This is a genomic window from Bacillus sp. FSL M8-0049, assembly GCF_038593355.1.
GTDB lineage: Bacteria > Bacillota > Bacilli > Bacillales > Bacillaceae > Bacillus > Bacillus safensis.
The window spans coordinates 902617-918249 of record NZ_CP151986.1 but is presented as its reverse complement, the minus strand read 5'-3'; the positions used below and the strand labels follow the sequence as shown (position 1 = coordinate 918249).

General features: G+C 43.1%; 13 protein-coding genes. 1 reads left to right on the top strand and 12 read right to left on the bottom strand.

Annotation, left to right across the window (positions count from 1 at the left end; genetic code table 11):
* Positions 1-129: 129 nt before the first annotated feature.
* The 10 genes from glpK to NSU13_RS04590 form a co-directional block, all read right to left on the bottom strand.
* A complete protein-coding gene (gene glpK / locus NSU13_RS04635; protein WP_034282273.1) occupies positions 130-1626 on the bottom strand; it encodes a glycerol kinase GlpK in 1497 nt (498 codons plus the stop codon).
* A 15-nt stretch (positions 1627-1641) separates the two neighbouring features.
* Positions 1642-2457, bottom strand: a complete 816-nt coding sequence (locus NSU13_RS04630; RefSeq protein ID WP_342489898.1) for an MIP/aquaporin family protein — start codon at positions 2455-2457, stop codon at positions 1642-1644.
* A 215-nt stretch (positions 2458-2672) separates the two neighbouring features.
* On the bottom strand, positions 2673-3230 hold the full coding sequence (locus NSU13_RS04625) for a glycerol-3-phosphate responsive antiterminator (RefSeq protein ID WP_024425304.1): 558 nt from the start codon (positions 3228-3230) through the stop codon (positions 2673-2675).
* Positions 3231-3387: 157 nt separating this feature from the next.
* Entirely contained in the window at positions 3388-4728 is a 1341-nt protein-coding gene (locus tag NSU13_RS04620) for an aspartate aminotransferase family protein (protein WP_342489897.1), read from the bottom strand.
* Positions 4729-4983: 255 nt separating this feature from the next.
* Positions 4984-6576: a PucR family transcriptional regulator ligand-binding domain-containing protein gene (locus NSU13_RS04615; RefSeq protein ID WP_342489896.1), complete on the bottom strand. Its 1593-nt coding sequence runs from the start codon at positions 6574-6576 to the stop codon at positions 4984-4986.
* Positions 6577-6609: 33 nt separating this feature from the next.
* Positions 6610-7527 (bottom strand): AEC family transporter, encoded by a 918-nt coding sequence (locus NSU13_RS04610; RefSeq protein WP_034282279.1) that lies wholly within the window; start codon positions 7525-7527, stop codon positions 6610-6612.
* An 80-nt stretch (positions 7528-7607) separates the two neighbouring features.
* Complete coding sequence (locus tag NSU13_RS04605) at positions 7608-8024, bottom strand: VOC family protein (RefSeq protein ID WP_034282281.1); 417 nt, start codon at positions 8022-8024, stop codon at positions 7608-7610.
* Between the two features lie 126 nt (positions 8025-8150).
* Positions 8151-9689, bottom strand: a complete 1539-nt coding sequence (locus tag NSU13_RS04600; protein WP_034282283.1) for a bifunctional GNAT family N-acetyltransferase/carbon-nitrogen hydrolase family protein — start codon at positions 9687-9689, stop codon at positions 8151-8153.
* 15 nt (positions 9690-9704) lie between these two features.
* Positions 9705-10370, bottom strand: coding sequence for an HAD family hydrolase (locus tag NSU13_RS04595; protein ID WP_342489895.1), 666 nt, complete (start codon positions 10368-10370; stop codon positions 9705-9707).
* Positions 10371-10681: 311 nt separating this feature from the next.
* Entirely contained in the window at positions 10682-11029 is a 348-nt protein-coding gene (locus NSU13_RS04590) for a DUF5365 family protein (RefSeq protein WP_024425310.1), read from the bottom strand.
* Positions 11030-11138: 109 nt separating this feature from the next.
* On the opposite strand from NSU13_RS04590, the gene NSU13_RS04585 reads away from it, so the two are divergent.
* Entirely contained in the window at positions 11139-12047 is a 909-nt protein-coding gene (locus NSU13_RS04585) for an RluA family pseudouridine synthase (protein WP_034282286.1), read from the top strand.
* A gap of 38 nt (positions 12048-12085) precedes the next feature.
* Here the strand turns inward: NSU13_RS04585 and NSU13_RS04580 are convergent, their stop codons facing one another.
* Both NSU13_RS04580 and NSU13_RS04575 read right to left on the bottom strand, forming a co-directional pair.
* Complete coding sequence (locus tag NSU13_RS04580) at positions 12086-12652, bottom strand: class D sortase (protein WP_342489894.1); 567 nt, start codon at positions 12650-12652, stop codon at positions 12086-12088.
* Between the two features lie 45 nt (positions 12653-12697).
* Entirely contained in the window at positions 12698-15601 is a 2904-nt protein-coding gene (locus tag NSU13_RS04575) for a 5'-nucleotidase C-terminal domain-containing protein (protein ID WP_342489893.1), read from the bottom strand.
* Between the last annotated feature and the right edge of the window lie 32 nt (positions 15602-15633).

Here is a 15633-nt window from a genome sequence, read left to right as displayed (position 1 = left end):
TCCCATGTTGTACGGTAAAGAAAAAGAGACCGCAAACACCCAAAGCGTATTTCTACACTTCGGTGCCTGCGGTCTCTCCAGTTCTCCAACCGTTCTATTAACTTACTTGAAGTATACCATACTTTTGGTTTATTTGAAAGCTTGAGCTGCTTTTACAGCCTTTTTCCACCCGCTGTATAACGAGTCGCGGCTGTCCTCTTCCATTTTAGGGTCAAAGCGCTTGTCAAGGTTCCATTGTTTTGCAATGTCTGAACGGTCGTTCCAGAAGCCAACTGCTATTCCCGCAAGATAGGCCGCACCGAGTGCCGTCGTTTCATTAATTTCTGGACGCTCTACTGGTACATCCAGCAAATCACTTTGGAAGCCCATTAAGAAATCATTCTTTACAGCTCCGCCATCCACACGCAACGTTTTTAATGAGATGTTTGAATCCTTTTCCATCGCATCTAAAACATCCTTCGTTTGATAAGCAAGTGATTCTAACGTTGCACGGACAAAGTGCTCTTTAGAAGTACCGCGTGTTAATCCGAATACAGCGCCTCTGACATCACTGTCCCAGTATGGTGTGCCTAGACCAACGAATGCTGGAACGACATATACGCCCTCTGTTGACTCAACTCGCTTTGCATAAGCTTCGCTGTCTTTTGAGTCTTTAAACATTCTCAGTCCGTCGCGCAGCCACTGAATCGCTGAACCAGCTACGAAAATACTTCCCTCTAAAGCATATTCAACTTTACCGTCAATGCCCCATGCAATTGTCGTTAGTAAACCATGATCCGACTTAATTGCTTTTTCCCCTGTATTCATCAACATGAAACATCCTGTACCATACGTGTTCTTCGCCATTCCTTCTTCAAAGCAAGCCTGACCGAATAGTGCAGACTGCTGGTCTCCCGCCGCTCCTGCAATCGGGATATTTCTGCCGAAGAAGTGATAGTCTGTTGTTTCACCATAGATGTGTGAGGATGGTTTCACCTCTGGAAGCATAGAAGCAGGTACGCCAAGAATATCAAGTAATTCTTCATCCCATTTCAGATCGTAAATGTTGAACATTAATGTTCTTGACGCGTTGGAGTAATCTGTGACGTGTGATTGACCGCCTGTCATCTTCCAAATGAGCCATGTATCAATTGTGCCAAACAGCAAGTCGCCATTTTCTGCTTTCTCACGAGCACCTTCTACATTATCTAAAATCCATTTTACTTTTGTCCCTGAGAAATAAGCATCAATGAGAAGACCTGTTTTATTTCTAAACGTTTCATTGTGTCCTTGCGCTTTTAACTCTTCACAAATGCCAGACGTTTGTCTAGACTGCCAGACAATTGCATTATAAACGGGTGCGCCTGTATGTTTATCCCAAACAACTGCTGTCTCACGCTGGTTCGTAATTCCGATACCGGCGATTTGATCTGCTTCAATGCCTGATTCAATTAAAGCAGTTGAAATGACGGATAGAACAGAGCTCCAAATTTCATTTGCATTATGTTCTACCCAGCCTGGGTTCGGAAAATATTGATTAAATTCCTTCTGAGCTGTATGGGCAATTTTGCCTTCTTGATCAAATAAGATCGCTCTTGAGCTTGTTGTCCCTTGATCTAAAGCGAGAATATATTTTTCTTTTGCCATGATGTTTTCCTCCCCTTACATACTTTCATTTACAGCATTTGTTTGATTTTTCGTAGAGACATAGAGTCCTAACAATACCACAACTAAAATAACGCTTACAATCCAAAAGGCTGGAGTGATGTTCGCTTTAAAGGCTGCATTGTAGAAAACACCGCCAAATGCGCCGCCTAAAATTGGACCAACGACTGGCACCCAAGCATACTTCCAATTCGATGGACCTTTACCTGGAAACGGCAGAATCGCATGTGCAATTCTCGGACCTAAATCACGTGCAGGATTGATTGCATAACCAGTTGTTCCGCCTAAAGAAAGACCAATTGCCACAATTAAGAATCCAACAATCAGCGGATTGATTCCGTCTGCGAATTTATTTGCACCAATCGCTAAGATTCCTAGAACCAATACAAATGTACCGATGACTTCACTAAGTACGTTTGCAAAAGTATGCGGAATCGCAGGACCAGTTGAGAATACACCCAGCTTTGCACCTGGATCATCTGTTGCTTTCCAGTGCGGTAAGTAATGTAAAAAGACAATAATAGCTCCTATTAATGCGCCAAGCATTTGACCGGCAATATACATTGGTACGTCAGCCCAAGGAAAACTTCCTTCAAGCGCAAGCCCAATTGTTAGTGCTGGATTCAAATGCGCTCCACTGATTCCACCTGTTGCATAAGCTGCTATGGCTACTGCAAATCCCCATCCGAAAGCGATTACAATCCAGCCGGACTGATATGCGAGCGATTTCTTTAAATTGACTGCCGCACATACACCGCCTCCAAAAATAATGAGAAGCATTGTACCTACGACTTCACCCCAAAATGGTGTCATGAAAATTCCTCCTCTGGTTCAGTTGCCATCCCCTATGAATGTGTAAAAAAAGATAAAGAAAAAAGATCCACAACAAACATACTTTACATCAGGGTCATTTGTCACCTAGTAAAGCGCTGTTGTGGATCTCCGTTTCTCCATCACATGATATTAACTTAGTGCTATAGTATCAGAGGATGAAAACGTTGTCAATCAATTTTCACATTTTATCTTTTTCACTTTTGGAACGCTTTCCAAAGGGCTGTATTCGATGTTGTCACAGCTGTAGCTCCTGCTTCAAGTGCTCTTTCTACATCTTCTTTTGTGCGGATAAACCCGCCTGCAAATATTGGAATACCAGCTCGCTCGCGCACTTCTGTAATTAAATCCGGCACAACCCCTGGCAATACTTCAATAAAATCTGGGCGATGTTTCCCTACGAACTCCATACTTTTTTCCATGGCACTTGTATCAAGTAAAAACATTCGCTGAATGGCATATACCTTCTTTTGCTTGGCTTTTACTATGACAGAAGACCTAGTAGAAATAATTCCTGCCGGCTTCATTTCCTGACAAATAAATTCCGTTCCATACTCATCATGTTTGATCCCATGAATGAGATCGACATGAACAAACATTTTTTTATGATGAGCATTTGCCTCATTCATGATGCCCTTTAGCCGGCCTAAATGGACATCAAGTAAGACCCCATATGTAAATGGACTTTTTAAAAATTCCTCAAATTGCTTCATATTGCGAACAGCAGGTAGAATGGGTTGATCATGAAAACTCATATGCCGTCTCCTTCTAAGTGTTTTGGTTCAGTCTTCTCCTAACAGTAATAGAATCTCTTCTATTTTTCAATACACCTAGTGTATCCAATGCCGATTTCACCTAGCAGATCTTAATGTATGTGCTCTTCCCATAGAAAAAAGCAGAGAAATCTCTCTGCTATAACTGTGCCATGCTTTCTTTTAGCGTGTTGATAATAAATGAAGCGTCTTCGGCTGTTATATTTAGCGGAGGTGCAAGCTGGGCAACGTTATTATAGCCGGCAACCGTATCACCATTTTTCCCGATGATCAGTCCGCGTTTTTTACATTCAGCAATCAATTGACCGACAACCTGTGGATCAGCTGGTTTTTTGGACTGTTGATCCTGGACAAGCTCAATTCCAAACAGCAGGCCTTTCCCTCTGACATCACCGACAAATGGATGCTCTTTTAACTCTTGCAAACGTTCGAGCATGTCTTGCCCCAGCGTGTCAGACCGTTCTACTAATTTCTCGTTTTCCATGATCTCTAGGTTGGCAAGGGCAACCGCACAGGAAGCAGGATGACCGCCAAATGTATTTACATGGCGCAGCCTGTCATACGTATCTTCCCCTGCGTACGCTTCATAAATTTCTCGTTTCACGCACGTTGCAGAAAGAGGTAAGTAGCCGCTTGTGATCCCTTTTGCCATAGTGATAATGTCTGGTTTTACTTCCTCATGCATAAAACCAAACCGCTTCCCTGTCCGGCCAAATCCGCAGATGACTTCATCCACAATGAGAAGCGCTCCATGAGCCTCACAGATGTCTTTGACCTTCTTCAAATACCCTTTCGGAGGCATTAAGATACCGCCGCCCGTAATAATCGGCTCCATAATGACCCCAGCAATGGTCTCACTTAGTTCCCACGTCATGGCTTGATCGATTGCCGCCGCACTTGCCAATGTATCTTGATCCTCAGGATGACGATACATATCAGGCGGTGCGACATGGATAAAGCCTTGACCTAATGGTTCATATTTATATTTACGCTGCGCCTGCCCGGTTGCGGCAAGGGCTGCTGCTGTATTGCCGTGATACGACCGATACCTGGAGATGAACTTTGTTCTTGTGCTCTCTCCTTTTTGCGCATGATATTGTTTGGCGATCTTAAATGCGGTTTCATTGGCTTCAGAACCGCTGTTAGAAAAGAAGATGACATAGTCCCCGCCAAGCCATTCATTTAGCTTTTCAGCCAGCTGAATCGCTGGCACATGGCTTTGCGTCAGCGGATAGTAAGGCATTGTATTTAGCTGCTTATATGAAGCTTCTGCCAGCTCTTTTCTGCCATAACCGGCATTTACACACCAAAGACCTGACATCCCGTCTAAATATCGATTACCATGAATATCAGTCACCCATGCGCCTTCTGCCTCGTGAATGACCATGCTTTCATTTTCCTTGTTTGTCCCTTTCATATGGTGCCAGATCAACTGATCATCTTTCGCCTGAAGATTTTGAGCCTGCTCATGTATTTTCATCTTCCCGCCCCCATGTATCCGTTTTCATCATTAAAGAAGCTTAGACCGGTTCAGCAGCACACTGCCTCTCCATTCATTATATGGATGAAAAGGGAGGCATATGAAACTGAAACTAGGCCGCCCGTAAGAGAGAACCAATCGTTACTTTCATTATAAAAAAGGGGACGGGCTGATTACATTAGACAGATCGTCAACTGATTGAAAAGAACCATAAGACACTCTACTCGGTTGCCTTAGCAAATCTAACATACGTTGTTAACGACGATTTCCTTGCAGGAATTCATATGCAAGAATCGCAAATTCAAGCGCCTGTCGTTTCGGTGCCTGCATCATATCCTCACCAAGCAATGCATGCAGTTTATCGAGTCTATGATAAAGGGTCTGCCTGACAATATAGAGCCGGCTTGCAGTTTCCTTTTTAGAACCGTTTGTCTGTAAAAAGATATTCAGCGTTTGATAGAGTCTTCCGCTATTTTGCTTATCATATAAAATCACAGGCTCCAAATACTCTTTCACCATACATTCAAGCAGTCCGCTTTCCTGCATGACAGGCATAAGACGGAGCATATGCAAATCTTGATAAAATGGGCTTTCCACCCGCTGGGGCATCACTTTCTTTATATGCAGCACTTCCTTGGCTGCCTGAAAGCTTTTTCTCATATGCTGAAACTGTTCACAATATGGACCGATGCCAAATTTGATCACAGTTCCTCGTGGCTGCTCCCGATCATACAATTGTTTGATGTCAGCTGCCGCCTTCTCTGCACGCTCTTTCCAGTCCTCCTTCTTTCTCGTGTTCAATAAAATAAACAAGGTTTGTCCTTGATGCTCATACGGAATCAAGTGGAAACCTGCTCGCTGAAAGATGGAGCGGCACGATACGAGAAAATAAAGATTTCCTGCAATTTCTTCGATTTGATGATTCTTTTGAAAGAGCATGACCACACAGCCGGTTGGTTTTTTCAATCCTTCTGTTTCTTCAAGATGCTCTAAAATATCTCTTTCTGAATGCTCTTCTTGGAACCATTTTTGCAGCCATTCGTTCTCTTTTGTCTTCTTCAATTCTTCTGTATAAAGCTCTCTTAGCGTTTGCTGGGCAAGAGCATTTGCTCCTTTATCCATAACGAGCAGTTCGAATTCTGAGAGTGTGTTTGTTTGATGAATGAGCACAAGGTCTGCAAATGTCTGCTTGAGTGCAAGCACTTCTTTTTTGGTCACTTCATATCCTTTTGGCAAGGAAGCAAACTGTAAATAATTCATGACCAGCTCTTCGGTTTGTTTAGAGGAATCACATAAAATAATCGGCTCCCCCTGAACAGGAATGAGTAAAAGAATGCCCCTTACGTGCTGATACACTTGATCCAAAATATCCATCTGCGGATGGGGAGTCAATAAAAGCTCATTCAGCTTTGATGACAGTGCTTCTAAATCAGCCATCATTTGATACTGGCGTTCAATCATCCTCGTATGGAGATGCTGTGTAATGTTGACGAATTTCACTTCTTTTGTAAACAGAATCAGCGGAAAATCTCTTTCTTCTGCATACGCAATCAGTTCTTCCGGCACATCGAATCTGAGCGGAACAAATTCAATACACAAGCCTGCCGCACCAGAATCGATCAGCTGTTTTAAAAATGCTTGAAACACATCCAATTGATCATGAAAGCCTGCGGCTGTTGTTAGTATGAGCTCTCCCCCATTTAACAAATCTTCTACAGCAGGCACTTCTAGCACATGGACCCATTTGACCTGCCGAAACAATCCCTTTTCTCCTGCTAACACTTTTGCATGGGCAAAATACTTTGTTTTCAACACATCACTCACTTGAAAATGAACATCTGCATTCATTGATATGTCCCCCTTTGTTTTGCCGCCTATCCCCTATCCCAGAGGGTGCATAGATAAAATCCATAATAAAACTGGTAATGTCACGATGCTTAAAACGGTACTGAGAAATGTCGTGCTTGAGACAAACTCAGGCTTCGTTCGAAATTGTACAGCCATCAGCGTGGTATTTGCTGCTGTCGGCATGGCTGCAACTAAGATCATAATTTGTTTCACCAAATCATCTACCGGTAAAATGAGCGTAAAACCAAATGCGATGAGAGGTGAGATAAACAGCTTCAGCAATACAGCATAAGAAATATTTCGATAATCCACTTGCTTAAAAGAAATGACGGCGAGCTGCATGCCTAAAATAAGCATAATCGTCGGTATGGCGGCATCCCCCACAAGCTGGACACCCGTCATCACCTCTTTAGGTAATGAAAGATCAAGCAGCTGAAATAATAGCCCGAGGAGTGCCCCATATGCAACAGGCATACGCAGCACTTTTTTCAGCACAACCTTTCCATCTCCTGCATCCTCTCCGCCCTTTGCTGCATAATACATACCGATTGTACTCATGACAAGCTGCTGCAGTACCATTAAAACGATGGCAATATCTAAACCAGCAGCTCCGAAGACAAGCAGGACAACGGGTGTGCCGTAATTCCCATTGTTCATAAATGCTGACGACAGAATCATGGCACAATACATTTCATTCGAATAACCATAAATACGAGATAAAATAAAAACGCATAAAACAAGTGAAAGACAAAGTCCGACGACAAAAATAGATAGGTACACATAGTCCATCGATACTTTGTTTTGATAAAAGGTTTCAAACGCAAGAAATGGTGACATTAAATATAAAGACATTGATGAGAGCGTATGTATGTCAAAACCAATGGCCTTCTGCCCAATATACCCGATAAGAAAGATACCGAACACTGGCAGTAAGACAATTAAAAACTCCATGCTGCACCTACTTTTCTCTAGATGAATTCCTATTCTTCCTCATAATCATACCACTGCTAAACAATAAAAAAGAAGCACCCTTATGAAAGGCCGCTTCTCTCTTCATCCAAATAGAACACTTCCCACAAATGACCATCAAGATCCTGAAAGCTCCAGCCATACATGTACCCATGATCCTGCTTTTCCTTAAACGGTGACCCGCCTGCTGCCATCGCCTGCTCCACCAGCTCATCGACCTCTTCCCGTGAATGAACGCGCATAGAGATTATCACCTCTGATGCTTTTTTTGCATCCACTAATTGTTTCTCTGAAATGGATTGAAAATGCCTAAGAGATAACAGCATGACGGTGATCGTGTCATCAATGACCAAACAGGCCGCCTGATCATTCGTGAACTGCTGCTCAAAGTCAAAACCCAGCCGCTCAAAAAAAGCGATAGATTCCTTCACATGATTTACCGGCAAATTGATATACAAATGTTTAGATTGTCGCCCCATGTTCCTCTCCTTTTTGAACACATAATCTCCTTTCAGTATATTCGTCTTTTTCTCCAGCATCCCTTTGTCAATTGAAAAAATCTGATGTCATCAAAAGAAGCGCCTCAACAATAGGCGCTTCCTTCATTATTTCTTATATTCAATATGGTACACGTCTCTTCTTCGGTCTTTGAGCTGACGTACCGTTCCATCTTGCCGCTGTCTTCTTAAAATTTCTAAATCGACATCGCCAACGACAACCATTTCTATATTCGGATTACACTCACCTACAATCCCATCTCTTGCAAATTCAAAGTCAGATGGGGCAAAAATCGCTGACTGTGCATATTGGACATCCATATTTTCGGTTTGCGGAAGGTTTCCGACAGTTCCTGAGATCACGGTATAAATCTGGTTTTCAACCGCTCTAGCCTGTGCACAGTAACGCACTCTTAAATAGCCTTGACGGTCTTCTGTACAGAACGGCGTAAAAATAATTTTCGCTCCTTTATCAGCTGCAATCCGAGCAAGCTCAGGAAATTCAATATCGTAGCAAATTTGGATCGCAATTTTACCGCAGTCTGTATCAAATACCCGAACTTGATCACCTGCTGAAATCCCCCACCATTTTCTTTCATTCGGTGTGATATGGAGCTTATATTGCTTTTCAATTGTTCCATCACGTCTAAATAAATAAGCGATATTGTAGATTTTCCCTTCCTCTTCAACGAAATGTGATCCGCCGATGATGTTAATGTTGTACTTCACAGAAAGGTCTGTAAACAAATTAATGTAATCCTCGGTATATTCCGTGATCCGCTGAACTGCAAGACTTGGGGAGCGCTCCTCTAAATAAGACATGAGCTGCGTTGTAAAAATTTCTGGGAATACGGCAAAGTCAGCTGACGCATCTGATGCGACATCAACATAATACTCCACCTGATTCATAAATTCCTCGAAGGAATGAATTTGTTTCATCGCATATTGAATGACGCAAATGCGAACTGGGAACGCCGATTTATAAAATCTTTTCGATTGCGGACGATAATCAACATTATTCCATTCCATTAACGTCGCATATGTGCTCGATGCCTTATCATCCGGCAAGTAATTCGGATTGATCCGCATGAGGCTGAATTCATTTAACAGCTGAAAAGATAAAACAGGATCATAAATTTGGTGAAGCATGACCTGCTCCACATATTGACGAGGCGTCATTTCCTCTTGGTATTTATGATAATTCGGGATGCGTCCGCCAATGATGATGCTTTTTAAATTTAATCTTCTCGCTAAGTCTTTTCTTGCTTCATATAAACGATGGCCAATTTTCATGCGGCGGTATTCAGGACTAACCATCACTTCAATTCCATACATATTCATCCCATCTGGATTATGGTTAGTGATGTACCCATCATCTGTGATGTCCTGCCAAGTATGACGGTCATCGTATTCATCAAAGTTAATTAATAAACTTGAACAAGAGCCAATGATTTCTCCCTCAAATTCAGCACAAAACTGACCTTCTGGGAAATGCTCAAGATGGCTTTCAAGGTGCTCTCGTTTCCAAGGGTCCATGCCCGGAAAGCATACCTCCTGCAAGGCGATGATTCGGTCAATATCTTCTTCCCGGATATTACGGATCACCATTCTTTTTTCAAACCGCGTTAAATCGAGTTTTTCTGCCATGATGTTTTTGCCCCCTTACTGATCCTCTTTTTCAAGCTGATGGAATAGCTGGAGCAATTCGATTTCAGCCATGGATTCTATTCTGACATCATATTCTTCAAACTGCAGCGTGCTCGTCACTTTGTTTGGGACGATGACGCATTTCATGCCTGCACGTTTGGCAGCAATTGATCCATTCACTGAATCCTCAAATGCCACACAATCCTTTGGCTCTACACCTAAGCAGCTTGCGGTTTGCAAATAAAGCTCTGGATGAGGTTTGACTTCTTCCACAACATCTGACGTACGGATACATTCAAAGTAATCGAAAAGACCAATTTGCTTCAGGTGATCAGACACCCATTTATAGTCTGAGCTGGAAGCAAGTCCAATCTTGATTCCAAGCTCCTTCGCTGCCTGTAAATAAGCTTCTACGCCAGGTCGTGCTGATTCATCCTTCATTCTCTTTTGAAAACGAGAACGCCGGTCCGCTGTGAGTGCCTCATGATCGAGCGTCTTTCCTAGCTGCTTTTCTAAGTATTCAAAAGGCTTAAAGCCCGCCTGAGTCCCGATGACGTTGCCCCATACAGAAAGAGGCAGCTCCGACTCATGCTCTGCAAACATTTCTTGTAAAACTTCATATTCATGTGTTTCTGTATCTAAAATTAATCCGTCAAAATCAAATATAATCGCCTTTACCAACGAGGCCACTCCTTTTTTTACGAAAGTCTTTAATATGATACTCAATGCTATCATATCGTGAATAAAATTGACTTTCAAAGATGAATGTCTGCTAAAATAATTATGTATAAAAGGAGCCTGTACCATTTTGTCAGGCTCCTACCCGTGTTCGGTTCAATTCTGCAAGAGGTCCAAGCGCTCCGATTCGTGGAGAATATAGGCAATGTTGAAAAAGAGCGGGTTTGGTATTACAGATCTAAAGGTTTCTCCGTTCCCTTAAAAATAGTATGTGCGGCAGCCTTGTAAGTTAACAAGGAAGTTCACACCAACTTTTACGCATTTTGAAGGCGGCGGCTGGCAAAATCGTCTAAATCAAACGGAAAAGAAAAGCCGCATGCATTGACCTGCTCACGGTTTCGCTCGAATAGCTCACGATCACGCTTTGTAATATGGCGTTTAGGTTTTACAATAATGGTATGTAATAGCTGAAGTCCCGATAAAATACGAAAAGCATCGTCCATCGTTCCGTTATAAACCCCTTCAACAAAGGTCAGCGGGCGTTCTTGTTGACGCGCAGCTGGGTTTTCACCGACAGCATGGGATAGAAGATCTTCAACATCCTTTGATATTTCTTCAATTGCCTGCTCTTGCAGGTCTGTAGCAGCTTTCATTATTCTCACGTGGCATCTACCTCTCTGTCGTTAGTTCTCCATTCAGAATAGCACAGAAAAAAAGGCGTTCGCCAAGGTAAGTGTTTCCTATATATACCCAAAGAGAGGAACGGATATTATGAATATTAACGGGCACACGCTCTCACTAAAAGCAGGTGAGCAGCATCATGACACTTCACTTAGTCAGTTTTTAAAAACAGCCGTATCGGCCTCAAAACCGATTATCCATTTTTGGATGGAGCATCAAAAAATACGTTTAAATCAAAAGCCTGCCCATCACGCGGCAAAAGTCAGTACAGGCGATCACATCTTGATCGATTTATTTGAAATGGAAGAGAGTGATGTGACGCCAGAATATGGTGAATTAGAGGTGCTCTTTGAGGACGAGCACTTATTGATTGTGCAAAAGCCCGCTGGACGGCCAACGCACCCGAATGAAAAGGGACAAACGGGCACACTGGCAAACCTTGTGGCCTTTCATTTTCAAGCAAATGGCGAGGAAAAGCGAGTGAGACATATCCACAGGCTTGACCAAGATACAAGCGGCACTGTCATTTTTGCTAAACACAGGTTAGCTCATGCTGTGCTTGATCAAATGCTTTCTAAGAAAACGATCCGTAGAACATACATCGCTATCGCAGAAGGACTTTTCAAGAAAAAGAAAGGCACGATCGATGCAGCGATCGGCCGTGACAAGCATCATGCCGTCAGACGAAGAATCTCTCCTACTGGTCAAAGTGCTGTGACTCATTTTCAGGTTATGGACACTAATAAACGTCTGCAAATGACAGCGGTTAAGCTGCAACTTGAGACCGGAAGAACACATCAAATTCGTGTCCATCTTAGCAGTCTTGGGCATCCTTTAGCCGGGGATTCACTTTATGGCGGTGCTCGCGCTTATATCAACAGATGCGCTCTTCACGCCAAACAAGTAGACATGACACATCCTTTTACAGGTGAGCAACTGAGCATAGAAGCGCCGCTTCCACCAGATATGGCTCAGCTCATGGACGAGATCATTCATTAAAAAAAGAGCCTGCTGATTAAATGCAGGCTCTTTTTTCATTAGACAGATGCTCTTTTTGCATAAATAATATATCGCTCTGGTGCATTGCCCACGAAATGAAATGGATAGCATGTCGTTAACACGAGCTCTTCCTTTTCATTCTGCAAAGTAATAATGGATGTATCATGCTGATCCACGATTTTCGTATGTGTGATTTCATAAAGAAACTCACCATACGGCACAGTGATTTTCAGCTGATCGCCAATATCCAGCTCACCTGTTCGGCGAAATACCGTGTCACGATGGCCAGATAGGACGATTTGTCCCTTTTGATCAGGGTAATAACTGCCTCTGTAATGCCCGACTCCTTTGGCAAGATCATCCGCATCTGTCCCTTGCACAATGGGAAGGTCTGCTTTTAATTTCGGAATCGTCAGGATGCCAGAGGCTTTCCCCACTTCAGGAGAAAACTGCTTCTTTGACATCCTTTGATCGTCCGCTACCGCTTTCTTCGCGGCTTCTAATGATTGTGCTGTTTGAAGGTGTGTAGAGGCGATTTGCCAAATTCCCCAGCCGAGCAAGACAATTCCTGCTGTCATCACAGTAAGTGCAAGCCACTTTTTCATGCTTAAACTCCTTTACCTGTTACATTTCCTTAGATGAAACGCTCTTTAGCTTGCTGCTTTTTCTTCTTGTTTTGCTTTTTGAATGCGTCCCTCTTTTTGATACACAATGGAAGCTCCTTCAAAGCTCTTCACAAAAGCGACAGTGGCTTCTAAATCCTCTGGACCTGTTTCAGGATTTTTCCCCAGCCTTCCTATCGGTGCATACTTACTGCCAGTTGCAGTTGCCATAAAGTTATTCACCGTGAGTGTATACGTTTGATCGAGCGCAACGTCTGATCCATCTGGCAGCTTTAAGTCGACTACTTTATATGTTACCGGATCATAGGAATATGAAAAACCCGAAATGCTATAATCTGGTCCAAATTGAGGAGAAATTTGCGCTTCAATGATCTCAGCCAAGTCTTTCCCCTTAATCTCAAGTTTAACTAAGACGTTGCCAAAAGGCTGAATATTAAACAGATCTCCCCACGTAATCGGCCCTTTTTCAAGGTTTTGCCTGATGCCGCCGCCATTCATCATGGCAAAATCACTTTTCATAGAATACCTCATACCATCAGCAATCAAATTACCGAGCGGCGTGTCTCCATCATTTGAATAGCCGCCCTCCATTTTGACACCAGCTTCTCCAACGACCTCACTAATAATCGGCTCAACTTCTTTCCCGTAATGAGCCAAGATGCCGGCTGCTTCCTTGTCCTTTTCAATACCAGACTGATCTACATACTGGATATTTGCACTCTTTTTGACAATATCCTTCGTTTTGCGGTCAAGTGTTACATTGACTTCGCCAACGGCCTTCCCATATTCAAAGGCTTGAACAATTAATTTCCCATTGACCTCTCCGTTTACCCCTTCGTGATTATGCCCTGCAAAGATGACATCAATTTCATCATCGCCTTCTTTGGCCAGCTTCGCACTTTCTCCAGTGATGGTATCTCCATTTTGAGAGGCTGTCATATGAGCTAAGACCGCAATGGCTTTGATCCCTTTTTGTTTTAATTCCTTCGCGGCTTCATTAACGGCCTTGACTTCATCTGTAAACTGAATGTCTTTAATCCCTTCTGGCATCACCATTCCTGCGGCTGACTTTGTCACAACACCGATAAATGCTACAGGAATTCCCTCGACATCTATGATTTCATAAGCAGGTAAAAGTGGTTTACCTGTATCCTTGTATTCACAGTTTGCACAAACGAGTGGAAAATTCTGTCCGTCATATCCCTTTGTGCCTTTAGGATGATCTCCGCCATTTATGATCCGTAATAGCTCGTCCACCCCTTCATCAAATTCATGGTTGCCGACCGTGCCAACATCAAAACCAATGTTCTCCATGAGTTCAACAGTTGGTTCATCCTGCAGAAGAGACGATATTGGAGAGCTGCCGCCAATCATATCTCCGGCGTGAACTGTGATCGTATTTTTGTGTGCTGCTTGTTTTTGTTTCATATAAGCCGCCACATAATCCATCCGTCCGTACGTTCCTTTATTGCCATCACCTTTTAGATCCAGCTCGTATTGTTGATCAATTTTTCCGTGTAAATCATTCATGCTTAAAATGGTTAACGGGACTTCCCCAGCTTCCTCTGCCGGCTGATAGCCAGCCTGTTCTGCTTCTTCTTTTGAAGCAAAAAAGATGCGTTTATCTACAGCGATTTCTTTCCAGCTGTCAGGCGATACGTACGTTTTCGCTGATGAATCACCGGCGTAGCGTGTCAGTCCTTTTTTCTGTTCACGTGCTCTAAATTCAAACGGCTGTTCCAGCAGCGGATCCGCTTCATTCCAAATGCCCAGCCCTTTTTCTTTCGCCTCTTTGACCGCTTTTTGGAACATCTGATAGTCCTTTTCATCTCCAACCGGCCAGATGAAATACGTAGGAGCATATCCTTTTTTCACAAGCTCTAAATTCGTATTGACCCCTTTTTTGGTTTTCACTTGAGCTAAAAGACGTCCATAGTCGTCCTTCGCTTCAGGACCAATCTTTAATGTGACTTTATCTCCGCTTGAGAGCAGCGTATTTAAATAGTCCGCCGCCTTCTGTCCAAAACGCAGCTGGTTTTGATCTAATTCATTTTTTGGCTTATGGTACTTTTCCGGCGTGTCCATATTCACAAAGCGCACCTTTGTTGTACCAAGCACAGGCTTCTTTAAATGAATCGTATCACCATCCACTACCCGGTCAACCGTTGCCTCGTATTCTTTCTTGATTTTTGGCGGCTTTGGCTGACGTTTCAGCAGACTGATATCACCCTTGTGTCTTGGAAGCACCTGCAGCGTATCATATCTGCTTAAAACTCCTGTAAACTCATACCATTTCCCTGTCTTTACTTTATCAATGGCACTTGTATCCACCATCACTCTAAGGATGGTGCTGTGATATTTTTTATCAATGATCACGACATTATATCCACCGCCAGCCGGCTGCTCTGGCTTTGATTCAACATAGCCTTTGACCTTCACAAGTTTTCCTTCATGTTTATGTGCCTGATCCGTTTCTAGTTGTTTCAGTGAGACTCGCTTTGGCTTTGGCAAGGTTTGATTGACAGCATCTACCTTCAGGGCATCTCGATCCGGCACAATTTCAATCAGTCCTTTATAAGACGTGATCTTCCCCGTTACTGTCACCTTCATGCCTGTTTTCAGTTCTGGGAAGTTGTTGGGCTGTGCTGAATAAATATTGATTCCAGCTGATTTGTCTTGAATGTACGTTGACAGTTTCCCATTGCCTATAGCCGATTGGTCTGCTGTCACAATTCCACTTACCGTCACCGTTTCTCCGATCAGCAGACGGGCTTTCTTGATTTTCATTGGCTTCTTTTGGTTCCAAACCGTTTCCTTCTTTTCAGACGCAATGGCTTGTTCTGCTGTAATCATGCCAGGCAGTAAGGATTGCAGACTAAAGATCAGTAAAACCAGACAGCAGATCATTCGAATGGATCGAACACGTTTCATTAGACCCTCCCCTTCCGAGCTTTATCTCTCAT